At 57.5% G+C, this 22,879-nt stretch carries 20 protein-coding genes; 10 read left to right on the forward strand and 10 right to left on the reverse strand.

Going from position 1 to position 22,879, the window contains the following annotated elements:
• Window positions 1-43: 43 nt before the first annotated feature.
• The 6 genes from AUP74_RS15225 (at window position 44) to AUP74_RS15255 (ending at window position 9,710) form a co-directional block, all read left to right on the forward strand.
• Entirely contained in the window at window positions 44-1,363 is a 1,320-nt protein-coding gene (locus tag AUP74_RS15225) for a tetratricopeptide repeat protein (RefSeq protein WP_069948297.1), read from the forward strand.
• A gap of 204 nt (window positions 1,364-1,567) precedes the next feature.
• Entirely contained in the window at window positions 1,568-2,077 is a 510-nt protein-coding gene (locus AUP74_RS15230; protein WP_069948298.1) for a BLUF domain-containing protein, read from the forward strand.
• 107 nt (window positions 2,078-2,184) lie between these two features.
• A complete protein-coding gene (locus tag AUP74_RS15235; protein ID WP_069948299.1) occupies window positions 2,185-2,898 on the forward strand; it encodes an esterase/lipase family protein in 714 nt (237 codons plus the stop codon).
• A gap of 118 nt (window positions 2,899-3,016) precedes the next feature.
• Entirely contained in the window at window positions 3,017-4,012 is a 996-nt protein-coding gene (locus AUP74_RS15240) for a mechanosensitive ion channel family protein (protein ID WP_083261034.1), read from the forward strand.
• A 108-nt stretch (window positions 4,013-4,120) separates the two neighbouring features.
• Complete coding sequence (locus AUP74_RS15245; RefSeq protein WP_069948300.1) at window positions 4,121-4,615, forward strand: GNAT family N-acetyltransferase; 495 nt, start codon at window positions 4,121-4,123, stop codon at window positions 4,613-4,615.
• 100 nt (window positions 4,616-4,715) lie between these two features.
• Window positions 4,716-9,710 (forward strand): tetratricopeptide repeat protein, encoded by a 4,995-nt coding sequence (locus tag AUP74_RS15255; RefSeq protein WP_083261035.1) that lies wholly within the window; start codon window positions 4,716-4,718, stop codon window positions 9,708-9,710.
• A gap of 36 nt (window positions 9,711-9,746) precedes the next feature.
• Here AUP74_RS15255 and AUP74_RS15260 read toward each other — a convergent pair whose 3' ends face one another.
• The 3 genes from AUP74_RS15260 to AUP74_RS15270 all read right to left on the reverse strand — a co-directional run bounded on the left by AUP74_RS15260 (window position 9,747) and on the right by AUP74_RS15270 (window position 12,786).
• On the reverse strand, window positions 9,747-10,076 hold the full coding sequence (locus AUP74_RS15260; protein WP_069948303.1) for a DMT family transporter: 330 nt from the start codon (window positions 10,074-10,076) through the stop codon (window positions 9,747-9,749).
• Between the two features lie 65 nt (window positions 10,077-10,141).
• Complete coding sequence (locus AUP74_RS15265) at window positions 10,142-11,758, reverse strand: AbgT family transporter (protein ID WP_226999819.1); 1,617 nt, start codon at window positions 11,756-11,758, stop codon at window positions 10,142-10,144.
• A gap of 20 nt (window positions 11,759-11,778) precedes the next feature.
• Window positions 11,779-12,786 carry a tryptophan--tRNA ligase gene (locus tag AUP74_RS15270; RefSeq protein ID WP_069948304.1) on the reverse strand — a complete coding sequence of 336 codons (1,008 nt, stop codon included), beginning with the start codon at window positions 12,784-12,786 and terminating at the stop codon, window positions 11,779-11,781.
• A 402-nt stretch (window positions 12,787-13,188) separates the two neighbouring features.
• Here AUP74_RS15270 and AUP74_RS15275 point away from each other — a divergent pair, with 402 nt between their 5' ends.
• From AUP74_RS15275 to AUP74_RS17285, 3 genes are all read left to right on the forward strand, one after another.
• A complete protein-coding gene (locus AUP74_RS15275) occupies window positions 13,189-13,584 on the forward strand; it encodes a hypothetical protein (RefSeq protein ID WP_069948305.1) in 396 nt (131 codons plus the stop codon).
• A gap of 105 nt (window positions 13,585-13,689) precedes the next feature.
• Window positions 13,690-13,893 carry a hypothetical protein gene (locus AUP74_RS17280; RefSeq protein WP_145924425.1) on the forward strand — a complete coding sequence of 68 codons (204 nt, stop codon included), beginning with the start codon at window positions 13,690-13,692 and terminating at the stop codon, window positions 13,891-13,893.
• 782 nt (window positions 13,894-14,675) lie between these two features.
• On the forward strand, window positions 14,676-15,023 hold the full coding sequence (locus AUP74_RS17285; protein WP_145924426.1) for a hypothetical protein: 348 nt from the start codon (window positions 14,676-14,678) through the stop codon (window positions 15,021-15,023).
• A 33-nt stretch (window positions 15,024-15,056) separates the two neighbouring features.
• On the opposite strand, the gene AUP74_RS15290 is transcribed toward AUP74_RS17285, so the two are convergent.
• The 7 genes from AUP74_RS15290 to adk all read right to left on the reverse strand — a co-directional run bounded on the left by AUP74_RS15290 (window position 15,057) and on the right by adk (window position 21,630).
• Complete coding sequence (locus AUP74_RS15290) at window positions 15,057-16,148, reverse strand: tRNA-queuosine alpha-mannosyltransferase domain-containing protein (protein ID WP_069948308.1); 1,092 nt, start codon at window positions 16,146-16,148, stop codon at window positions 15,057-15,059.
• Between the two features lie 15 nt (window positions 16,149-16,163).
• On the reverse strand, window positions 16,164-17,057 hold the full coding sequence (locus tag AUP74_RS15295; protein ID WP_069948309.1) for an NAD(P)-dependent oxidoreductase: 894 nt from the start codon (window positions 17,055-17,057) through the stop codon (window positions 16,164-16,166).
• Between the two features lie 3 nt (window positions 17,058-17,060).
• Entirely contained in the window at window positions 17,061-17,858 is a 798-nt protein-coding gene (locus AUP74_RS15300; RefSeq protein WP_069948310.1) for an undecaprenyl-diphosphate phosphatase, read from the reverse strand.
• 6 nt (window positions 17,859-17,864) lie between these two features.
• On the reverse strand, window positions 17,865-18,566 hold the full coding sequence (gene tsaB / locus AUP74_RS15305; protein ID WP_069948950.1) for a tRNA (adenosine(37)-N6)-threonylcarbamoyltransferase complex dimerization subunit type 1 TsaB: 702 nt from the start codon (window positions 18,564-18,566) through the stop codon (window positions 17,865-17,867).
• Window positions 18,567-18,794: 228 nt separating this feature from the next.
• Window positions 18,795-19,541 (reverse strand): hypothetical protein, encoded by a 747-nt coding sequence (locus AUP74_RS15310; protein WP_069948311.1) that lies wholly within the window; start codon window positions 19,539-19,541, stop codon window positions 18,795-18,797.
• A 286-nt stretch (window positions 19,542-19,827) separates the two neighbouring features.
• On the reverse strand, window positions 19,828-20,838 hold the full coding sequence (gene hemH, locus AUP74_RS15315) for a ferrochelatase (protein WP_069948312.1): 1,011 nt from the start codon (window positions 20,836-20,838) through the stop codon (window positions 19,828-19,830).
• Window positions 20,839-20,976: 138 nt separating this feature from the next.
• A complete protein-coding gene (adk, locus tag AUP74_RS15320) occupies window positions 20,977-21,630 on the reverse strand; it encodes an adenylate kinase (protein WP_069948313.1) in 654 nt (217 codons plus the stop codon).
• A gap of 226 nt (window positions 21,631-21,856) precedes the next feature.
• Here adk and AUP74_RS15325 point away from each other — a divergent pair, with 226 nt between their 5' ends.
• A complete protein-coding gene (locus AUP74_RS15325; protein ID WP_069948314.1) occupies window positions 21,857-22,852 on the forward strand; it encodes a 2-hydroxyacid dehydrogenase in 996 nt (331 codons plus the stop codon).
• Window positions 22,853-22,879: the final 27 nt, after the last annotated feature.

Raw genomic sequence — 22,879 nt, forward strand, 5'->3', positions numbered from 1 at the left:
TGAGAAGGCAACCGGCGATGCATGATTAGCCCAAAGGATATCCATGCCATTTGACCAACAGGGTAACCGTCTCTCAGGCGCCAGCCCCACTGCGATCGAGCATTACCAGCGCGCCCTGACCTCCTTCAACCTGTACCGGGGCGACCCTTTTGTACCGCTGGAAGAGGCCATTGCCGAGGCGCCGGGGTTCGCCATGGCGCATATTCTCAAGGCCTACCTCTATGCCACCAGCACCGAGCCGGCCGCCAATATCGCCGCACAGAAAATTCTGGTCTCCACCCAGGTGCTCCCCCTTTCCGAACAGGAAGCTTCCCATGTCGCCGTGCTGAAATCCCTCACAGGCGGTAACTGGACTGAAGCGGCGCTGGCGCTCGACTATCACAGCAACCGCTTTCCGCATGACCTGGTAGCGATTCAATGCGGGCACCTGATGGACTTTTATCGCGCCAATAGCCGCAACCTTCGCGACCGCATTGCCCGCGTACTGCCGCAGTGGTCAGCGGAAATCCCCGGCTATTCGCTGCTGCTGGGCATGTACGCCTTTGGACTGGAGGAATGTGCCGACTACGAGCGCGCCGAGGCATACGGTAACAGCGCACTGGAACTGGAACCGTTCGATTGCTGGGCCCACCATGCCGTGGCCCACGTACTGGAAATGCAGGGGCGCCCGGCCGAGGGCATCACCTGGATGCAGAGTCGCGAACCCTTCTGGGCCGAAGAAGACAATTTTTTCAAGGTTCACAACTGGTGGCACCGTGCCCTCTACCACCTGGATCTCGGCGAAACCGAAAAGGCCCTGGAAATCTATGACGGTCCCATACGCCGTGATGCGAGCGTTATGGCGCTGGATCTGGTCGATGCCGCGGCCCTGCTCTGGCGACTGACATTGGCCGGTTGCGATCCCGGTGAGCGCTGGCAGGAACTCGCGAACTGCTGGGATCCACTCGCCGATGGCCATCACTACCCGTTTAATGACTGGCATGGTGCCATGGCATTCCTGGGTGCCGGCAGACAGCAAGCGCTCGAACGAGTGGGCAACTGCCTGCGAGCCGGGCGCGATAGTCACCGAGAGGTCTGTCGCTGGGGCTGGGAAACCGGTCTGCCGCTCGTCGAGGGCTTTACCGCCTTTTGGGAGGGGGATTACGGCAGCGCCCTTCATCACCTTCACAGTGCGCGCTATATCGCCAACAGCTTCGGCGGTAGCCATGCCCAGCGCGACATCATCGACTGGACACTGACGGAGGCAGCCATCAGAAGCGGTGACCGAAGCACTGCCGAGGCCTTTACCGAGGAGCGACTGGCGCTCAAGCCCAACAGCGCCATAGTGAAGGAGATGGTCGCCCGAGCGAGCCGCCCAGTTTAGCTGCCCCCCGCAGCGAAACTTATTCAGCAATTCGACTACCTCCGATCGCCGGGGAGAGTCCAATCCCACCAACTACGCACACCTGCGCGCAATTCAACTAACCTCAGAGTGTGCGTGTGTGAAACGCAGCATGGTTGATCCGGATCCATTCCGGCAACGTAACTGTGCGCTATAGCACACAAAAATGAACTTAGGGGATTCACCATGGGCGAACTGGTCCGCCTGGTCTACGCCAGCAAGGCTTCCTTCTTCCCGCTACCTGCCAAAAGCGGAGTCGAGCCCACTGTGGCCCGCATTCTTATGCAAAGCCGCCAGAATAACAGTCGTAGCGATGTTGGCGGCATCCTGTATTTCGGCGATGGCTATTTTTTCCAGGCGCTCGAGGGCGAGCGTGCAGTCGTCAATGAGACTTTTCAGCGCATCTGCGCGGACAGCCGTCATCACCAGGTAACCACTCTGTCCCTGAAAAAAGTGCCATCCCGATTGTTTGCAGACTGGTCGATGAAATATGTCCCGGCCGAACAGTCCCTGCGGGAATTTCTCGGCCGTAGAGGGTATACGCGTTTCCAGCCACTGAGATTCTCCGAAGAGGAGGCCGAGTCGTTGGTACAGTTTTTCGAACACGCCCGGGATGAAAGCCAGTCAGCGCTGGAAAAGCCGCGCCGCTTTAACCTGCGGGCACTCTTTTCCCGCAAATCCCGCCTGGCGAATTAGTCCCGCGCCCTCTCCTTCACTGCTGCAGGCGATGGGTTTCGGCGGTATAGTGCACTCCGCATCCCCAACCGGGATCGGAAAGCCTCATTGAGCCGGAACCCGCCCACATGAAAACTCTGCGCGCCGCATTCGCTTGCCTGCTGTTACTTTTTCCTTCGCTCGCAAGCGCCACCTGCACCATTCTTCTCCATGGACTTGGTCGTTCCGAAGGCTCCATGGAGAAGCTGGCCGACAGACTGGAAGAAGCCGGTTTCCAGACAATCAATGTGGACTACCCCTCCACTGTCTACCCGATCGAGGCCCTGGCAGGCAAAGCCATCGCGCCAGCCCTGGATCAGTGCGCAGGGAATGATGCCGTTCACTTTGTCACGCACTCCATGGGCGGCATCCTCGTGCGCCAGTATCTGAGCCGTGTGACCGTTCCCAATCTCGGTCGGGTGGTCATGCTGGGCCCGCCGAACAAGGGGAGCGAGGTGGTAGACACCCTGAGGGACGTTCCTGGTTTTCACGCCATTCTGGGTGACGCCGGCCTGCAGCTTGGTACGGAGGAAGAAAGCGTGCCCAATCGCCTCGGCCCGGCGAATTTTGAGGTGGGCATCATCGCGGGCACAAGAAGCGTCAACCCGGTTCTCTCGCAGATCATCCCTGCCAACGATGATGGTAAGGTCTCGGTAGAAAGCACCCGGCTCAAGGGTATGAGCGATCATCTGGAGATGCCGGTGACACATGTGTTTATGATGCAGAGCGACGAGGTCATCGCCCAGGTTATCCACTTTCTGCGCTTTGGCCGCTTTCAGCGTCCTGCACCGCCAAGGACTTGAGCGCCTGCCCCAAAACTTTTACTGACCTCAATATCAGCCTGTGACTTCAGGCACTCAACTAAACTGCGCCCAGGGGAATCGCCAACTTCCGAGCGTTTCCCATCACTGAGTAGCGGCGATGGCGGCACAGCAGGACAGCGCGGAAGCAATCAAGGAGCTGCCGGAACAGGTAGACAAGGGGGTGAATACGGCCCTGGATAAGGTCGACGCCTGGATCGCCGAAGGCATTCAGCATATTCCCAATTTCGTCGCTGCTCTATTTCTGCTTCTCGTCTTTTACCTCCTCGGACTCCTGTTCGGCTATCTCACCTGCAGGCATTTTTCCCGCCGTGATCGCGCCAATCTGGGTGAGGTTCTGGGTGGGCTGGTCAAATGGATAGTGGTGGGTGTCGGGTTTCTGCTTGGCGCCACTATCGTCATGCCAACGCTGAATCCGGGGGACCTGGTAGCTGGACTCGGCGTAGGATCGGTCGCTTTCGGCTTTGCCTTCAAGGATATTCTGCAAAACTGGTTGGCGGGCCTACTGATCCTGATCAAACACCCTTTTCGGGTCAACGACCAGATTCGCGTGGGAGAATTCGAGGGCACGGTCAAGAGAATCGAAAACCGCGCAACACTTCTGCGTACTTACGACGGCCAGCGTGTGGTGATCCCGAACAGCGATATCTACACCAATGCGGTTGTGGTCAAAACAGCACACCCACTGCGACGTAGCGAATACGATGTGGGGATCGGTTATGGAGACGGTATCGACCGGGCCTGCGAGGTACTGGTAACAGCCGTGAGTAAAGTGGAGGGCGTGCAGAAAAGACCGCCAGTAGAGGCACTGCCCTGGGAGCTCGCTGCCAGCTGGGTCACCATTCGCGTGCGCTGGTGGACCCACAGCCGCCAGACAGATGCCAACCATATCGGTTCGGACGTCATCCGGGCCATCAAGCTGGCTCTCGACGAGGCTCACATCGACATGCCCTACGAGACCCAGGTGCAGCTTTTCCACGACCAGACCGAAGAGAGTGATGGTGACCGCGGCCGACAACGCGAGGGATGGCCAGCCCCACAGAAGGGCAGCACCCGACCCCGCTGGCGCGCGCAGGTGGGCGAGAAACAGCCTTGAGCAGGTTAAACGGCTTGCGCAGCGAGCTACCACACGGTGCGTCGAGATTTAGCCACGGGAATCCGGTATCCTGATCCCTTCACCCAGGCAACAGAAAAACACTCCTCCATGCACGACTGGCAGTGGTCCCGTTTCGAAGATTTCACCCTGCAGCAGCTCTATACCATCCTCCGACTCCGGCAGGCAGTTTTCGTGGAGGAGCAGGACTGTGCCTATCAGGATGCTGACGGCTTGGATCAGCTCAGCTGGCACCTGGCAGCCTGGAAGCAGGGCAATGGGGAAGCCGAACTGCAGGCTTACCTCCGTGTGGTAGACCCGGGACTGAAATATGCGGAGCCTTCCATAGGGCGGGTCCTGACTGCGAAGGCCGCACGAGGGACCGGGCTCGGCCGGAAGCTGATGGCCCGGGCACTGTCGCTGTGCGAAGAACAGTTTGGCCAATGCGCCATTCGCATCTCTGCCCAATTGTACCTGGCCGACTTTTATCGGGAATTTGGTTTCGCCCAGGTTTCCGAGCCCTATGACGAGGACGGCATTCCCCATATCGAAATGCTACGCCCGGGCAAACAAGTTCAGACATCGACTACTCATCAGCGTGAATGATACCCGCCCCGCTTGCCGGGAAAGTAAAAGAGGCCTACCGGTAACAACTCCCGGGGACACTAATAAAAACGCTCTGTAAGACAAGGAAATAACAATAACAATGGAAGTTACTTCATCGATCAGCACAAAAAGCCCGACAAAAGATCAACTGGAATGCTATCGGGACCTAGTGAAATGCGGCCGCCCGCTAAGCGCGCTGGAAGCTGCTGAGCAAGATCATGGTCCCAGCAATCAATGGACGGATATTGATCTCCTGGTGCTTGCGATCCGGTGTCTCTGGCAGCAGGGCAGAGACCGAGACTCTGATGCCCTCACCTATCGAATCTGGCGCAAGTATCAAGGCGATGCACGGATTATTCCGTATTTCCTGATCACGCTTTTCTCTCGCAGGGGGCCATTGAAAGCCTGGGAGGAGTATCAACGCCTGGAAAGTGACGGCTTTCCCGGAGATGCTGATCAGCAATATCTCCTTTGCATCAAGGCGGACATCCTGTCTGCCTTCCGGGATTTCCGCGCTGCGGAGCAGGCCATGGCTGAAGCCCTTACTCTCGGCAAAGCCGACTGGGTGCTGATGCGTAAGGCCCAGCTTCTTCATGAGAGTGATCGCCACGAAGAAGCGCTGAGTCTTGCGGAGAGAATCCATCGTGAATCACCTGGATCTCTCAATGCCGCCAGGCTTTATGCCTCTTTCCTGCAACGAGACGATCAAAACCAGAAGGCTCTGGACCTACTGCTCTCCTACCGGGAACAGAGCCAGTCGATGCTGCTGGCTTTCCAGACCTGCCAGCTGGCAGTGGAAATGCGCGCTTTCCCCGAAGCATTGGAGAGCATCCGCGGAGCTGAAGCCCTGGCGACGGGAGAGTGCCCGGCATATCTCCGCCGGGGACTGAATAACGCCTGGGCCGACCTGTACTGCTCGTGGGGGCGGTATGAAGAGGCCCTGCCGTACCTGGAACAGAAATCTCCCTACCATGCCAGCCTCAAGGCATCGATTAGCGTGCGGGGAGAGGATCACAGCAGGAAAATCCTGGAGCTACCCTTCGTCCAACAGCGCCATATGACCTGCGCGCCAGCTAGCATCGCGTCGGTTCTGAAGTTCTGGGGAGAGGATATCAGTCAGGACGAGATCGCCAGAGAGATCTGTTACAACGGAACCTACACCCATGATCAGCGCGTGTGGCTTAACCGGCGTGGCTGGCACGTGATTGAGTTCGACCTCAACTTTCCGCAACTCAAGCAGTTGATTGAGCTGGGTATCCCCGTCCTGCTGTCTACCGTAGAACCTGGAAACTCCCACCTGCAGGTGATTGCTGGATACGATGAAGCGACTGGCACTTACATTCTCCGCGACCCCATGTCCCCGAGGTTGGTCGAAATGTTGGTCAAGGAAAGCGAAGTCTATTACGCCTCGTCCGGCCCGCGGTGCATGGTGGCCGTCCCCGGGGGAGAGGCCGGCAGGGTTTCAGATCTCGGGCTTGCCGCATCAGAACTCTATGATGGGATGTACCGTTTCAGGGAGGCCCTCGAGTCGCACCAGCATGAAAAGGCAGCAGACATCCTTGCCCAATTGGATACCGCGGACAGTGACCACCGTATTACGCTCAACTGCAAGCTGGAGATGGCGTACCACAATCGCGATGACCGCCGTGCCCTGGCATGCACCGAGCAACTTCTGGAGAAATACCCCGAGGATGTCAATTTCCAGCTCGGCAAAGTGCAGTTATTGAGTAATCTGGGGGCCGCCAGTGCCTCTCTTGAATTCATGGAACAACTGGAGGCTGCAGGCAAAGCCGACTTCCTGATTCTCAGCAGGCTTGTGGACGCCCTGCGTTTTGACCATCGCAATCAGGAGCGGGTGCAGCAGATTCTCGAGCAGCTTATCAAGAGGCGTCCCCTGCACCCCCAGACCCTCTACGCACTGGCGGGAGTGACCTGGGATAGCGGAAACTATGCTCGAGCCAGGGACCTTTACCGATTCGTGACCTGCCTGGAGGACACCACCGAGTCTTACGCCAGCAGCTATTTCAAGGCGGAACGCTTCCTCCAGCAGACAGAAGCTGCCCTGGATTTCCTGCGGGATCGGGTCAATCGCTTCGGTAAGAAGTCCTCCGGACCCGTGATCTCCCTCTTCCATGCACTCGATGCCCTCGAGAAAACAAATGAAGGGCTCGAAGCGTTGTGGAACGGTATTGAACAGCGCCCCGAAGATGGCGACCTGATGCTATTTACTGCACGCAGGCTCTTGCGCCTGAACAGGATAGAAGAAGCTTCCGCGCTTGTTGAGCGGGCGCAGCCGCACATCAACAAGACCAGGCACCTGGAAATTGTCGCGGAGGTCGCTGCCCACCAACTGGACCGGGAGAAAGCGGTCAGCCTGTGGCGACAGGTCCTCGAGGCAGAGCCCCTCAACTATGACGCCAGCCACACCCTGGTCCAACTGCTTCTCGAGCAAGATAAATATGCTGAGGCCATCGATTACCTGGACCGCAAGATCGGAGAGTTCCCGGGTAATTACCAGCTGCAGAAAATGCGCCTCAATGCACTGGCGGAGGATGATGTCGATCGGATCGAGGAGGGTTACCGGCAGCTCATCCAAACCCACCCCGACGACAACTGGGCTTACATCAAGCTGAGCCATCTCTGCGGCCAGCGTTTCAAGTTGGAGGAAGCGCTGGAGTATGCCTCGGAAGCCACCCGCATCTCGAGGCGTGATGCCCAGGCCTGGACGCAACTGGGAAGAACCTATGCACTCAGCCAACAGTCCGCGGACGCGCAGCGAGCGTTCAAGCAGGCGATCGAACTCGACTGTGACTGCACCCAGGCCTATAACCCCCTGCTCCAGACGGTCCATGAAGTCGGGCAGAAAAAGCAATTACTGAAGTTTATCCATGATCGTCTTATTCATGATGTCACTTTTGGGGATGGCATCCTCTGCTATGGGGATATCGCGAGGCAATGGCTTGCGCCCGATGAACTGAATGCTTTCCTGCACAGTGCCATGGAGCAACGCCCAGATTTGTGGCAATCGTGGTTAGCCCTGGTATCCGGTTATTGCGAGCAAGGGCTGCTGGATAAGGCAAATGACACCATCCGCCTGGCGATCAGGCGCTTCCCGCTGGTGCCGCGCCTGCATCTTGAACTGGCAGAAATATTGAGGCTGCAGGGCAATTCCGCCGCCGCTATCAGTACCGTAGAGGAAGTCATCGCCTTGAATCCCTTCTGGTCCCAGCCTTACACCAGAAAGGCGGACCTGCTGGAATCCGACGGACACTATGACGAGGCCATTGAGGTGCTCAGGAGAGCAATTCAGCGGCTTCCGGAGGATTCAGTTCTTTACGTCTATCTGGCTGATTTGCTGGCAAAGCGGGAAAGGGACCAGGAAGCGATCGAAGCACTGGTGAAAAGTCTGCAGTTCTCACCCTTCTATGGCTGGGCCTGGGAAAAGCTGGCAGCACTTTGTGGAAAAACCGGACAGGTATCCCTGGTCCGGGAACGCATGCAGGCAACCCGCCAAAGCTTCCCCAACAACGCGGTGCTCGCGAAACTGGACGCTGAATCCCGCGACGCCCTTTCCGAAAGACTGGAGGTGCTGGCTGACTTTATCCGGCACCATCCCAGGAATGTCGAGCTCGTTGACCTCTATGCCAGAAGTCTTGCCGAGGCATCCCGTTTCCGGGAGGCGCTGGAGATCTGTTCGTGGGAATACTGGGACCACGAGACACCACTGGACCTCCGTGCCCGCCACGCGTGGCTGATCAACAAACAGGGCAATACCAGGCTTGCCATCGAGGAAATCCAGAAAGTCACCGAATCAGCACCGCACTACTACACGGGGTGGTGGATGCTGGCGAACTGGGCTCTGGACGAGGAACAGAAGGATCTCGCCTGCGATGCTCTCGAACAGTGCCGGCGCCTGCGACCAAACGATGCCAATGCCCTGACATTCGTTGCCGAATCCCTGCAAAGGGCGGAACGCAGCTCGGAAGAAATCACCCCGGTGATTCAACGGGCCTTTACGCTCGCCCCCTCGGACTCGTATATCGGCCTTACTTACCTGGACCAGTTGATTGAGGATGAACTCTGGGAGCAGGCAGGCGAGATACTGAACCTGGTCAAGCTACACAATGTCGACGCATTCATCCTGACGCGGGAGCTCCAGATCAGGGCCGGAGCTGGTGCCGCCCCAAATATATTGCTCTCCTTATGGTCGACCCTGCTGACAAGCCGTGATGCCAATGACTGGGTTGTTCATACAGGCTGGCAGCTGTTGCGTGACGCCGGGCTGACTGGCGATGCGACTTCAATCGTTCTGGAACGCCACAATCAGGGAGAGCCCATCCATGAGCATGCCGGCTACTGCCTCGCAGCTGAGCAAATAGGCACCAGCGGGCTGGGAACGTTTGAAAAGAACATCGCCAGTTTCGATCAGCCGGACGCCTTTACCCAGCGGATGCTGGAATGCTACCTGGACAGGCTGGTCCGGGAGGAGCGACTTCCAGGAAGAAACCGGGCAAGACTTGAGCACTTGATCTCGGACCACTGCGATAACTGGGGCACATATGGCCTGCTGCTCTGCCAGAAAGCCCACTGGCATCATGCCCGCAGCTGGTTCTCCAACTGGGAGTCCTTTGAGGAACCCTCCCCCTGGATGCTTTTTCTGGCCAGCATGAGCTTCAGGGAGGCCGGATCTTACGAGGAGGGGGCAGCGGCCATGGAGGCCGCTTACCAGCTGCCAGCAGATCACTACAGGGGCGACATTGTCTGCTGGCACTCGCTGGACCAGCTTCTGCTCAAGGGCGAGTCTTCGGGCAATGATCTGGAATACATCGACCGCGGCAATCTGACCGCTCTGGCAGAGTATGCGCTCAGGCTCTGCGAGGCACTGATGGTTCTCGGAACCAATGATTTTTCATCGAAGTACAGAGACGTCAGCCCGAAGTTGCGGTTTGCCCAACAGCGTTATCAATCGGTCTGTAACAACCAGGCCGCCAAACGCGCCAAAAAGCTTGCCCACCGCAGGGTCAAGGCAAGCCTGCAAGTGGACGGACTGCTGCGCAAACTTTACTGGCGCTGGATGATTTCCAATCACTTCTGACGGTCAGCCGGGGCAGTCGCCACTGCCCCGTGCCGCTCAATGGGCGGATGTTTTGGAAAACAGGTTGATGATGACCACACCGGCAATGATCAATGTCATCCCGATCACAGCGGGCCAGTCCGGCACTTCCCGGTAAATAACGGCGCCCGCCAACGCCACAAGCAGGATTCCAACACCCGCCCATATGGCATAGGCAATCCCCACCGGGATGGTCCTTAGCACCAGCGCCAGCATATAGAACGCCAGTCCGTACCCAAATATCACCAGGGCCGAGGGAAGTGGGCGGGTAAACTGCTCTGAAGCCTTCAGCGCCGTTGTAGCGGCAACCTCCGCCAGGATGGCAATCGCGAGATACAGATAAGCCATTTTTTCATCCGGATAAAAAATGGGGGCCCCAAAGCCCCCATCGACTGGTCAATGCATAAAGGTACTCAGGGGTAGGTGTAGCTCGCCTGCAGCCCCAGCGGAAGTCCCAGCGACCAGTAGATCACCAGGAAAATCGACCAGCACAGCAGGAAGACCACCGAGTACGGCAGCATCATGGACACCAGGGTACCGATGCCCGTGCTCTTCACGTAACGCTGACAGTAAACCACCACCAGGGGGAAATACGGCATCAGCGGCGTGATGATATTGGTAGAAGAATCACCTACCCGGTAGGCTGCCTGGGTAAGGTCCGGGGAGAAACCCACCTGCATCAACATCGGCACAAAGATCGGGGCCAGCAGTGCCCATTTGGCGGACGCGGAGCCCACAAACAGGTTCACAAAACCGACCAGCAGGATGATACCCATCAGCGTCACCGGACCCGGCAGCGCCATAGTCGCCAGCAGGTTGCCGCCTTCTACGGCCAGCAGCGTGCCCAGCCCGGAGCGGCCAAACTCTGCAATGAACAGGGCGCAGAAGAATGCCATGACGATGTAGTAAGACATGGAGCCCATGGTCTTCGACATGGCATCGATGACGTCCTTGGACTTCTGGAAAGTACCCGCGGCATAGCCAAACACCACCCCAGGGATAATGAACAGCAGGAAGATCAGCGGCACGATCGATTTCATCGCCGGGGCACCGAAAGCGGCCAGATTACCGGCTTCGTCCCGCAGTGCTGAATCCCCCGGCAGCATCCAGGCGATCAGGGCACCGATGCCGATCACCATTACCAGAGTCGACAGGCGCAGGGCTCGACGCTCGCGAGTACCGACCTCCTGCATGACCGGCATCTCTTCCGGGTCGCCGTCGATGGCCACGTTCTTCAGTCGCGGTTCGATGACCTTGTCGGTCAGCCACCAGCCCAGCAGCACAATCACCAGACAGGAGGCGGAAGTGAAGAACCAGTTATTGAGCGGGTTCAGCTGCAACTCGGGGCTGACAATCTGCGCTGCGGACTGGGTAAAGCCCTGCAGCAAGGGATCGATGGCCGATGGCACAAAGTTGGCGGAGAAACCTCCGGATACCCCGGCAAAAGCCGCCGCAATCCCTGCCAGAGGGTGGCGGCCGGCCGCGTAGAAAATGACCCCGCCCAGTGGGATCACCAGCACATAGCCAGCATCCACCGCCGTGTGACTGACAATCGCCACCAGGATCAGCATGGGAGTCAGCAGCATTTGCGGAGTCACACCGAGCAGCTTTTTCAGCACGGCGTTGATAAAGCCGCTCTGCTCCGCCACACCCACCCCCAGCATGGCCACCAGTACCACGCCCAGGGGGGCAAAGCCGGTAAAGGTGGTGACCATGTTGGAGAGGAAGTAGGCAAAGTTGTCCCCGGACAGCAGGTTGGTGACCTGGACTGCCTCGCCAGTAGCCGGATGGATGGCGTCAAAGCTGACTCCGGACAACAGGAGTGAAAGGACCCAGACTGTCACCATCAGGATCAGGAACAAGACGGCCGGGTCCGGCAGCCTGTTGCCTACCACCTCGATAAAGTTCAGCGCGCGATCGACCCAGCCGCCCTTGCCGGGACCGTTTGGCGTATCCATGGGGGCGGCAGTATTCGCCGGAGACTCACTCATCGGTTTATCCTCGTTGTTATTGTTCTGTTTGCCAGCCATAGCGCGTCCCTCTATCGATGTCAGCCTATTTTGCGGATGCCGACTGCGTGACGCAGCTTGTCGATAAACGGCGCAGAGTAGGCACGGGCCTTCTCCGCACCCTTCTCCAGTTCTTCCTCGATCTGCGCGGGATTCGCCAGCAGCTCATTGTAGCGCTCACGTGCATCGCCGATCTGGCCGTTGATCAGTTCGAACAACTGCTTCTTGGCTTCACCCCACGCAATCCCCTCTTCGAATGCCTTGCGCATCTCGGCGGTCTGATCCTGAGTGGCAAAGGCCTGCCAGATCTGGAATACCGTGGAGGTGTCGGGATCCTTCGGCTCACCCGGCTCCAGTAAATTGGTTTTGATCTTGTTGATGTGCTTTTTCAGCTGCTTCTCGGTCAAAAACAGCGGAATGGTATTGCCGTAGCTCTTGCTCATCTTGCGGCCATCGAGGCCCTGCAAAACCGCCACATGGTCGTCCACCACCGCCTCCGGCAGCGCGAAGTGCTCGCCGTAGTGATGGTTAAAGCGCTGGGCGATATCCCGCGCCATTTCGATATGCTGGACCTGGTCCTTGCCCACCGGCACCTTGTTGGCATTGAACATCAGGATGTCCGCGGCCATCAGGATCGGGTAGCTGTAAAGGCCCATGGTGATGCCAAAGTCCGAGTCCTCGCCGTCGGCGCGGTTCGCATCCACCGCAGCTTTGTAGGCGTGGGCGCGGTTCATCAGGCCCTTGGCGGTCATACAGGTCAGCAGCCAGGTCAGCTCCGGAATCTCGTGGATATCGGACTGGCGATAGAAGACTACATTGTCGGTATTCAGCCCCAGCGCCAGCCAGGTGGCGGCGATCTCGAGGGTGGACTGGTGCACCTGCTCGGGGTCCTGACACTTGATCAGCGCATGGTAGTCCGCCAGAAAGTAGAAGGACTGGTTGTTCTGATCCTGGCTGGCGGCAATTGCCGGGCGAATTGCGCCCACATAGTTGCCCAGGTGGGGGGTACCGGTGGTGGTAATGCCTGTCAGTACACGCTGCTTACTCATATACGCTATCAATTCCGTGCTGCAATCTCGGGAGTTAAGGGCGAATAATACCCTTTTCGAACATTCGATTGTACGCCGCAAGCCTTAGAGCGCAGGTACATCGCAACGCTGGAAAGCCCTAACGGTGAGCAAAAAACAAACAATCAACATACAGTACGTCTGATTCAACGGTTTCCCGCTGGCTGTCAAAGACCGCGCTTGCACCTACTCCCTCGCCGCGGCCTGTGCGTCACCCAAAGAGCGTGTTCTGCGAGAAAACATCAGCAGTCATCGTTCCCCTGCAGGCCATCGCCTCAGGCATTAGCCCGACCTAACCCACTGATATCTGGCTAGATTTGCTTCTCTCTAGACGTCCCGTTAGGAGAAGCGACATCGAGGTGATATAAATTCCACAGATAATGGATGATCGACCTGAAAAAAGGCTGTCTTCGAGGGAATATGAAGATAAGAATCACTAAAAGCCAATTGCGATTGGTCATATTCTGGTCTCTCGTCATTTTGGTTGCCCCGTTCGCACTCGAAACGGTTATGCTCGCAGAGTTGGCAGGGGCGGAATTTGCGATTGGTTTTCTGCTGCTTTATTTGAAGCAGTCAATGTTGGCTCTAAGGGATAAGGTCGCTCGGCTCAAGAGGTATCTGGGAAGCATCGCCGAAATATTAGCCAACCACTTAGCTTTTAGCGAAAGGCAATTTTTGTCCCATGCCGGGTTCTCTCTGGCCGCTATAGCGCTGGGCTCGCCAATTTTCTTTACCGCCGTCATCTGGTACCCGGTGCTTGTGACCGGCACATATACATAGCGCTACCGGGGACCGGCTGGGAGAACCGGCAGGCATCTGACGGGCATTCTGCTGTTTCAGCCTCGTCCAATGAGCATTATCAATTTTCACCTTGGGAGTTTCACAATGAAAAGGAATTCCACGGTAGTTCGAGCAATTGGCATGGCAGCAACGGCAGTGATGATGACTCTGCTTGCCACGTACATGTTTATCCTGGTGAAAATTCAAGAGGAACTCAGTACCGGATTATTTATTGCGTTAGAGGGACTGGGTGTAATTTCGTTATTGATACTGATCAAACCGTTTCTTGAAAAGCGCGAAACACGGTAACTGGAAACCAACGATGCGGAATATAAACGGTACTTACCCGCTGCAACCAAACCCAAAACGCACATACCAGTCAACCGCTGCCAACTATCCTTAAACTGCAACCACCACTGCTTGCGGCTCCGGGAGAAATTGACGATCTGATGAATAATCAAAACAAGGAAAAACCCATGAACCGCACTGCAATTGGCATAGCCATCGGAGCAGGGGCTGGCTCTGCTATAGGTTTGGCCATTGGCAACGCGGGGTTAGGAATTGGAATTGGAGTAGCGATCGGCGCAGCGATCGGAGCCAGCATGAGCAGGAAGGAAAATGGTACGGACAATGACTGCCAGGGCCCTGGATCAAAGTCAGGTTAGTCCTCTTTCCTCGCCTGCCATTAACCGTAAGGAAGTATCCAAGCACTTCCGGACAAGCTGATCGAGGCATGGCAAGAAATATCGGGCTGTCTGCAGAAAGCCAGTAACCAGGCCCAGAGCTTTACCCACCCCAGGAATTGAACAGACCAACCACAGTTCATCCTTGAAAGGCCCCCTATGACCCGAGCTTTTCTTTTCACTCTCAGCTTACTAGTCACCTGCTTTTTCCCCCGGCCAGCCCCTGCAGCTTCTACTGACGGCAACACCACGGAAAAAATGGAGGAAGAACACAGAAAACGCAGACTCTTGGCGCGAAAATCCAGAACGATATACCCCTCCAAACCACGTCGCTTCTCGGGCTCACTCCGAGAGGAAAACCTGAACGATATCGAGGTCCGAAAAATTGTCAGTGAAGCACAGAGGATTATGCCCGGCTCAATGGTCATGATCGACGGCGTTAAGGATGGCTGTCCATGTGCGGAGGGCCCTCACTGCAGTGCTCAGGTATGGGTGGCGACCTACAAGGATGGCAAAAATACGGGACTGATGCTGTCTAAGATCGACGACCAGTGGACTCTCGGGTATGTCCAGGCGTGGTGGCTTGAGTTTGAGGCGATCCGTGAAGAGCAGAGGTTACTCGCTCGTACTCCGCGGCCACGTCCCGAGGCCATTCAGGAAGCGCTGGATGAGGCCACAGCCTTGCTGCGACTGCTGTGGGAAGAGTTTCCCTCCTGCGAGGAAGATGAGCTTCAGGCCCGCGACAAGGGTTCCTGAGCGGCTGGACAAGAAAAACCGAACCCGCTGAGCTCAACCTGCGGATACCGCATCCTCAAATGCCTGTCGGTATCTGGGCGCGAGCAGCTCCCAGCGCAGGGGCGACATATCGACTTCGGGCAGGGCTCGGCCCTCTTTCAGGGACATCGCGAGCCTGGAAAGTATTGTGACAGCCTCATCGACCGAAGCGTAACGGCAGGCAGAGGGATAGTAATCCGGATAAGCCTGTTCGTCCGGCACCACTGGCGAGCAACCGAGCGCGCAGGCCTCCATGACTGCCAGCCCCTGGAACTCATGGTAGGCGGTACTCAGGAAGACATGACTGCCGCCCAGGATCTGGCGATAAGCTCCAGCCGAGGCCTGATAACCCACTGACTGCAGACGGGCAGCGAAACGCTGACGAATCTTCTCAAACTCTTCGGGGCTGTTGCGGAAAGACTCCCCGAGCAGGTTCAGTCTGAAGTCGACCCCGCGATCTTCCAGCCCCTCCAGAATCTGCAGCAACCGATCCGGGCCCTTGTCGTATTCCCAGCGCGCGGCCCAGCTGAAAACCAGTGGCCCCTGCTCCGACCGACGCCCAACGGCATCTTCCGGGAACAGGCTGTCTTCCAGCGGCACCGGTAGCACCCGGGATTTTCCTGCAATCTCCTCACAGATACCTTGCGGCACGCAATCGGGGAAACGCTTCAGCAGCCGACGTGCCCCCTCCAGGAGGGAACGGCGATTGAACTCGGAGTTGAACAGCAGCAGGTCGCCACAGAGCGCGGTGTAGATATTCAGTAATTGCGGTTCGACGGACTGGAAAGCGTCTTTGGTGCGGGGGTAAGCGAACTGGTTTTCATGGAAGTAGACCGCTGTCGGCACTGTGGCGATCTCAGGCACCAGGCCCCGCAGGGCGGAGAGATCAGTCATCGAGGTGGCCACGACCAGATCCCAGTGCTGGCAGATTGTGGCCACCTCCTCTCCCCTGCTCCAACTGAGGCTGTTGCCCCGAATCCGCCAGCTGAAATAGCGCGGTGGCAGGGAGAGTACGGTCCAGTCCCATTCCGGTATCGCATCCACCAGCCCGTGCCGCCAGCGCTTGTGGCTGCCGGCGTCGTAGGCGGACAGGAGCAGGACTTTCATGGCGATGGGACCAGGCTACTCCGCCTCGTCTTCAAAGGAGCGCACATTCGTCAGGCGCGCGAACAGGCTGGAGGTATCCCAGCGGCCGCCACCCAGTGCCTGCACCTCGCTGTAGAACTGGTCCACCAGCGCAGTGACCGGCAGTAGCGCGCCGTTACGCTGGGCCTCGTCGAGCACGATGCCCAGATCCTTGCGCATCCAGTCCACCGCAAAGCCGTGCTCATATTCACCGGCCAGCATCGTCTTGTAACGATTTTCCATCTGCCAGCTCTGTGCAGCACCCTTGGAAATCACTTCCACCACCTGTTCCGCATCCAGCCCGGCGGCCCTGGCAAAGTGAAGCCCTTCGGCAAGGCCCTGGACCACGCCGGCGATACAGATCTGGTTGACCATCTTGCACAGCTGGCCACTGCCCACCGGGCCGAGCAGATTGGTGGCGCGGGCATAGCATTGGATGAATGGCAACGCGCGCTGGTAGTCCGCCTCTTCACCACCGACCATGATGGTCAGCGCTCCGTTCTCGGCGCCAGCCTGGCCGCCGGAAACCGGCGCATCCAGAAAGCCGAGCCCCCGTTCGGCGCCGATGACAGCCAGCTCACGGGCTACATCCGCCGAGGCAGTGGTGTGATCTACGAACAAGCTGCCGGATTGCATCCCCGCATAGGCACCCTGCTCCCCGTTAACCACCTCTCGCAGGTCGTTGTCATTGCCCACACAGGCAAACACCAGCTCTGCGCCTCTGGCGGCTTCTGCCGGGGTTGCGAAGGCTTCACCGGAGTATGTTTCGAGCCACTGCTGTGCGCGGCTAGCAGTGCGGTTGTAGACACGTACCTTGTGGCCCGCTTTGGCGAGGAACCCAGCCATGGGGAAACCCATTACGCCGAGCCCTAAAAACGCGACAGTAGCCATAACTTACCCCCAGATCATCCATATCAGTGCCGCACCCAGTAACAGGCGATAGATGGCGAACGGCGCCATGCCGATGCGGCTAATAAATTGCAGAAAAAAGTGGATACACAGATAGGCGCTGATTCCGGAAAGGACAGTGCCGAGCAGAATATCTCCCCAGGGCACGGCCTCGAGAGAGAGCAGATCAAACGTCAGCAGCATGGCGCTCAGGGCGATCACCGGGATCGACATGAGAAACGAGAAACGCGCGGCATCTTCCCGCTTCATGCCCAGCATCAGTCCGGCAGTCATCGTAATTCCGGACCGGGATGTACCGGGAATCAACGCCAGCGCCTGGGCCAGGCCGATCGCAAGTGCTTTCTTCCAGTTGAGCTGCGCCAGGGTCTCTTGGCGCCGGCCAAATACATCTGCCCACCACAGCAGTAGGCCGAAGCCGATGGTGGTGGCGGCAATCACTGCTGCCGAGCGCAAATGCGTTTCGATGAAGCCCTTGAATGCCAACCCGACCAAACCGGCCGGGATCGTGGCCAGCACGATCAACCAGGCCAGGCGGCCATCATCGGTAAAACGATTGTTTACCAGGCCACCCAAACCGTCACGCAGGAGCGCCCAGACTTCGCTGCGGAAATAGATAATCACCGCAGTCAGCGAGCCAAAATGCACCGCAACGTCAAAGGCCAGCCCCTGGTCCGGCCAGCCCAGCACCTCTTTCGGCAGAATCAGGTGTGCCGAGCTGGAGATGGGCAAAAACTCAGTGAGCCCCTGGATCAGGGCCAGGATTACGATGTGAAAGAATTCCATGAATGATTACTGCGAACGGATTTTTTGTCGTTTTTGCCAGGTGATTTCGTCGCGTAAATAGAGCGGCTCCAGCTCCTCTGCACGCATCGAAACCCCGTTTTGCCATAACAGCGCCCCCAGCTCAGCAATATCCCGAGCATGAATCAGGGCTTCGGTGTCCCGGACCTTGACCGGTGCCTGCTCGAGTGCCGGGTAGTGCCAGCCTGGCCCCGCGCCATAGAGCTCCCGTGGCAGGTCGGATTCGCGGAGTACGTGAACCGCCTGTTCTGGATCCTGTACCGCCTCCGGCAGCAGACTGCAGTTTGGCGCTTTCGGCGAGTAAACACCCCAGTATATCTGCCCCATGCGGGCATCCAGGGCCGAAACCACCGGAGCCTGCTGCCACTCGGGATGCTTGCGACGGGCGCCGGCAGCCAATGCCGCCAGGCTCGATACGGGGACTACCGGCTTGTCCGCTGCAAAGGCCAGCCCCTGCACACAACTGATCGCAATACGCAGGCCGGTGAATGATCCCGGACCGCGACTGACCGCGAGAGCATCCACTTGCGCGAGTTCCAGCTTCCCCTGGGCCAACACCTCGTCAACCATCGGCAGCAGTCGACGGGTATGGTCTCTCTCAGCCTCGACGAACTGCTCGGTAATGCGGCCGTCGTCATATAGGGCAACTGAACAGGCGCCAGAAGTGGTATCCAGGGCTAATAGCTTCACGGGTGACTCGATTGACAACTTCACGGGAGCGAATTGTGGCACGGTCCGGAGAGAGAGTCATGTGTGGCTAGAACCGCACTGGAGGGGGTAGGTAGCCTCAGCGCCCCGTCATGAAAAGAAAAAGCCCCGCTGAGCGGGGCTTTCCATTCACCGGTCCATTTGCCGGTCCATCTGCCGATCCACACCCTTCGGCTCCGCAGGGAAGCCAGGACGAGAACGGGAAAGAACTTACTTCTTCTTCGGCGGACGACCGCGACGAGCCATGGTTTTCTTGGCTGTGGCCTTGGTCTTGGCCGCCTTCGGTGGACGACCGCGGCGGGCGGACTTCTTCGGCCGACCTGGAGTCTTCTTCGTGGCGGCTTTCTTGGCAGCGCTTTTCTTGGGACGACCAGCCTTTTTCTTGGCCGACTTCTTGGCTGCCTTTTTGGCTTCTGCCTTGGCCTTGGCTGCGGCCTTTTTCTCCAGAGCCTTGGCCTTGGTTGCCGCTTTCTTGGCAGCGGCCTTCACCTTGGCCTGGGCCTTTTTCTCAGCTGTCTTGACCTTCTTGGCATCAGCTTTGGCGCGGGTCTTTCTCCAACGGCTTTCAAATGCTTTTACCGCAGCAGCCAGATCCTTCTCGGCCTTGTCGGAAAGCTTGTCAGCCATCTCACTGATTTTTGCCTTCGCAGCTTCTTCGGCCTGGCGGACGGAATCCATCGCCTTGGCCTTGGCCAACTCAACCTTTGCCGCCGCCGCTTTGGCGCGTAAATCTTTCGCCTTGGCATTGGCATTGGTCAGCGCTTTCTTCGCTGCAGCAGTGCCGGTTTTCTGTGCCCGCTCCCGTGCCTTGGCAACCCGATCCATCTGGGCATCCAGGGATTTGGTCGTTGATTCCACAGCCTTTTCGGCTTTGGTGACGACTGGTGAAACAGCTGCGGTGGCTTTTGCCTTCGCAGGGCGCTTGGCCTGTTTTCTCTTCTTTGCTACTCGTGCCATCCCTTGTCTCCTGTCAGAGTCGGAAAACTACCTCTGCAATCAATCTAAAAGTGTGCTGGCAGTATTGCCGTTTTGCTGCCCCGGGACTTTTTACCCATCTCCCGAGTAGAAGTAACAGCAAGCCGCAACGATTTTAACGATGCAACCATATCAAAGTTAATAAAAAAAAATTGCTTTGCAAGGGAAAAGGGGAAAAAAACGGTTTTTTGGGCAATAAAAAATTGCTTTTCCCAAAATTTGCCGCCGCCCGGACACGAAAACGGCGGCAAAGAGGATTCTCTATCATTCAGCCGGACTGTTTTGAGGGGACCGGTAACTTTTCTTCGACAATCCTGGCCAAGGCTTCGATATGATCCGGCCGTAGATTGAGAGCGGGGATGTAACGATATTCCCCACCCCCCGCTTCGACAAAATTAGCGCGATTCTCTTCTGCAATTTCCTCGATGGTTTCGAGGCAATCTGCCGCGAAGGCCGGGCAAATCACATCGACACTGCCCACGCCCTTTATGCCCCACTCTTCCAGGGTTTTGTCCGTGTAAGGCTGAAGCCACTCCGCCTTACCAAAGCGGGACTGGAAACAGAGCTGCCACTGCTGCTCGTCGAGCCCCAGCTCCGCCGCCAGATGCTCGGCGGTCTCGCGGCACTGGAGATAATAGGGGTCTCCCTTGTCAACATTCGCCTTGGGGATACCATGAAATGACAGCAGCAGTTTTTCGGCTGCGCCATGCTTATCCCAATGCTCGCGCACTGAGTTTGCCAGGGCTCGCACGTACATCGGGTGGCGGTAGTAATTATGCACCACAGAGATATTCGGAATATTCCTGTTAGTGCGATAGATCTGCGCCACCTGGTCGTAAATCGAGCCCGTCGTCGTGGCGGAATACTGCGGATAGAGCGGAAAAACCATAAAGGAATCAAAGCCTTCCCGCTGCAGGCGCTCCACCACATCAGCAAGGCGGGGTTCGCCATAGGTCATGGCGAACTCAACACGAATATCCGGCCGGTTTTCCCGTAACTGCTCCTGCAACAGTTCCGACTGCCGACGGGTGTAATAAAACAACGGGGCACCCTCTACGGGAGCACCATCGAGGCCGGTATCCCAGATTTCTGCATAGGCTGGTGCGATCCTCCCCGGCCTGAGGGGCAAAATGATCCCGTGGAGGATAGGCAACCAGACCAAACGTGGAATTTCGACTACTCGGGGGTCGGAGAGAAACTCTCGCAGAAATTGCCGCACTGCCGGGGCACTCGGCTCCGCAGGCGTTCCCAGGTTCATCAGGATAACCGCTGTCGACATGTATTTGATCCTGTTGGTGATAGGTCTGAGCAGAGAACCATTTACACAAAAGGCTACACTATCGCCCACTTGCGCGCTCAACGGGCACAAAAAAGCCCCCGAATGGGGGCTTTCTTACGAAGGGAATCGTGGTACGGATCAGCTCAGTGCTTCCAATACCTTCTCACGGATCTCATCCATGCTGCCAACACCTTCCACCTTGCTGTATTTGGGTGCAGCATCAGGCATACGCTCTCCCAATTCCCGATAGAAACCAACCAGCGGCGCAGTCTGTTCGTGGTAGACCTTCAGGCGGTTGCGAACGGTCTCCTCGGTATCGTCAGCACGCTGTACCAGCGTGTCACCGGTAACATCGTCCTTACCCTCTACTTTCGGCGGGTTGTAGATCACATGGTAAACACGACCAGAGCCCTCATGGACACGGCGGCCAGACAGGCGTTTGACGATCTCTTCGTCGTCAACGGCGATCTCCAGAACGTTATCGATGGCAACGTCTGCATCGAGCAGCGCCTGTGCCTGCGGAATGGTGCGCGGGAAACCGTCAAAAAGGAAACCCTTTGCACAGTCAGGCTGAGCGATGCGCTCCTTGACCAGAGCGATGATCAGATCATCGGATACCAGCTTACCGGCAGCCATGATGTCCTTGGCCTCTAGACCGAGGGGAGTACCCTCTTTCACGGCGGCTCGCAGCATGTCACCAGTGGAGATCTGCGGAATGCCGAATTTCTCTGTAATGAACTGAGCCTGGGTACCCTTACCGGCCCCCGGCGCCCCCAAGAGAATGATTCGCATAGTCAGATTGCCTCCAGATTATCGGACGTGCCAATGCCCGGCGCGCCAAAAGAGCGCTACCTTACACGCTGCCCCTGACTAGGGCAAGGCTGCCGAGTGGCCGTGAGCCGGGGGACGCAGCCAATCACGACGTCTTATGGACGCTCGGTCACACAACCAGCGCTATGCTCTTTAGCGGACACGGGCAACAAGCGCTGAGCTCCCTACCCATCAGAGGGATCAAACGATGAAAATCGCCATCTTTAATGCGCGGGAATATGACAAGCGTTGTCTCGACCGTTATAACCGCCAGTACCGTCACGAACTGCATTACGTCGACACTCACCTGGACGAACAAACCCTGGTGCTGGCCGACGATGCCAAAGCCGTCTGCGTTTTCGTGAATGACCCGGTTCCGAGATCCCTGCTGAAGCGGATGCGGAGCCAGGGCATTCAGATGCTGGCGTTGCGCTCTGCAGGATTCAATCACGTTGACATCTCAGCAGCCAACGAACTGGGCATTCTGGTTGCCAATGTGCCCGGATATTCCCCCTACGCCGTGGCCGAACACGCTACAGGGCTGATTCTCGCCCTGATCCGACGGCTGGTGCGGGCACAGGCCCGGGTTCGCGAGGGAAATTTTTCCCTGGAGGGGCTGATGGGATTCGACCTCCACGGCAAGACTGTCGGGATCGTCGGAACCGGCAAGATTGGCTCCGTATTTGCGCGGATCATGCACGGCTTTGGTTGTGAGCTACTGGGGACTGACCCCGTAGAAAGTGAGGAATGCCGCAAGCTGGGAATGCGTTACGTGAATTTCGAGACGCTGTGCCGCAACTCGGACATCATCTCCCTGCACTGCCCGCTCCTGCCCGATACCAGGCACCTGGTGGACGAGAAGGCAATCAACGAGATGCGCGATCGGGTTTGCCTCATCAACACTTCGCGTGGCGGTGTGATCGACACGACAGCCATTATCCGCGGGCTGAAATCAGGCAAAATCGGCTACCTGGGACTGGATGTTTACGAGGAGGAGGAAAACCTGTTTTTTGAGGATCACTCCGACTCAGTAATCAGTGATGACATATTTGCACGTCTTCTCACCTTCAACAATGTGATGGTCACGGGACATCAGGCGTATTTCACCCACGAGGCGATCAGCAATATCGCCAGGACCACTCTGGAGAATGTCGGGGAATTCGAAAAAACCGGCAGTTGCTCCAACCAGCTGATCGCCAGGTAACCGCTGCGGCGACAGGCTGAAGCCCAA

This window comes from Microbulbifer aggregans, from assembly GCF_001750105.1.
In the GTDB taxonomy this organism is placed as follows: Bacteria; Pseudomonadota; Gammaproteobacteria; order Pseudomonadales; family Cellvibrionaceae; genus Microbulbifer; species Microbulbifer aggregans.

Excerpts from the sequence above, each read along its gene's own strand:
- AUP74_RS15225 (WP_069948297.1), top strand. The coding sequence starts at position 44 with ATGCCATTTGACCAACAGGGTAACCGTCTCTCAGGCGCCAGCCCCACT.
- AUP74_RS15230 (WP_069948298.1), top strand. The coding sequence starts at position 1,568 with ATGGGCGAACTGGTCCGCCTGGTCTACGCCAGCAAGGCTTCCTTCTTC.
- AUP74_RS15235 (WP_069948299.1), top strand. The coding sequence starts at position 2,185 with ATGAAAACTCTGCGCGCCGCATTCGCTTGCCTGCTGTTACTTTTTCCT.
- AUP74_RS15240 (WP_083261034.1), top strand. The coding sequence starts at position 3,017 with ATGGCGGCACAGCAGGACAGCGCGGAAGCAATCAAGGAGCTGCCGGAA.
- AUP74_RS15245 (WP_069948300.1), top strand. The coding sequence starts at position 4,121 with ATGCACGACTGGCAGTGGTCCCGTTTCGAAGATTTCACCCTGCAGCAG.
- AUP74_RS15255 (WP_083261035.1), top strand. The coding sequence starts at position 4,716 with ATGGAAGTTACTTCATCGATCAGCACAAAAAGCCCGACAAAAGATCAA.
- AUP74_RS15260 (WP_069948303.1), bottom strand. The coding sequence starts at position 10,076 with ATGGCTTATCTGTATCTCGCGATTGCCATCCTGGCGGAGGTTGCCGCT.
- AUP74_RS15265 (WP_226999819.1), bottom strand. The coding sequence starts at position 11,758 with ATGGCTGGCAAACAGAACAATAACAACGAGGATAAACCGATGAGTGAG.
- AUP74_RS15270 (WP_069948304.1), bottom strand. The coding sequence starts at position 12,786 with ATGAGTAAGCAGCGTGTACTGACAGGCATTACCACCACCGGTACCCCC.
- AUP74_RS15275 (WP_069948305.1), top strand. The coding sequence starts at position 13,189 with ATGATCGACCTGAAAAAAGGCTGTCTTCGAGGGAATATGAAGATAAGA.
- AUP74_RS17280 (WP_145924425.1), top strand. The coding sequence starts at position 13,690 with ATGAAAAGGAATTCCACGGTAGTTCGAGCAATTGGCATGGCAGCAACG.
- AUP74_RS17285 (WP_145924426.1), top strand. The coding sequence starts at position 14,676 with ATGCCCGGCTCAATGGTCATGATCGACGGCGTTAAGGATGGCTGTCCA.
- AUP74_RS15290 (WP_069948308.1), bottom strand. The coding sequence starts at position 16,148 with ATGAAAGTCCTGCTCCTGTCCGCCTACGACGCCGGCAGCCACAAGCGC.
- AUP74_RS15295 (WP_069948309.1), bottom strand. The coding sequence starts at position 17,057 with ATGGCTACTGTCGCGTTTTTAGGGCTCGGCGTAATGGGTTTCCCCATG.
- AUP74_RS15300 (WP_069948310.1), bottom strand. The coding sequence starts at position 17,858 with ATGGAATTCTTTCACATCGTAATCCTGGCCCTGATCCAGGGGCTCACT.
- AUP74_RS15310 (WP_069948311.1), bottom strand. The coding sequence starts at position 19,541 with ATGGCACGAGTAGCAAAGAAGAGAAAACAGGCCAAGCGCCCTGCGAAG.
- hemH (WP_069948312.1), bottom strand. The coding sequence starts at position 20,838 with ATGTCGACAGCGGTTATCCTGATGAACCTGGGAACGCCTGCGGAGCCG.
- adk (WP_069948313.1), bottom strand. The coding sequence starts at position 21,630 with ATGCGAATCATTCTCTTGGGGGCGCCGGGGGCCGGTAAGGGTACCCAG.
- AUP74_RS15325 (WP_069948314.1), top strand. The coding sequence starts at position 21,857 with ATGAAAATCGCCATCTTTAATGCGCGGGAATATGACAAGCGTTGTCTC.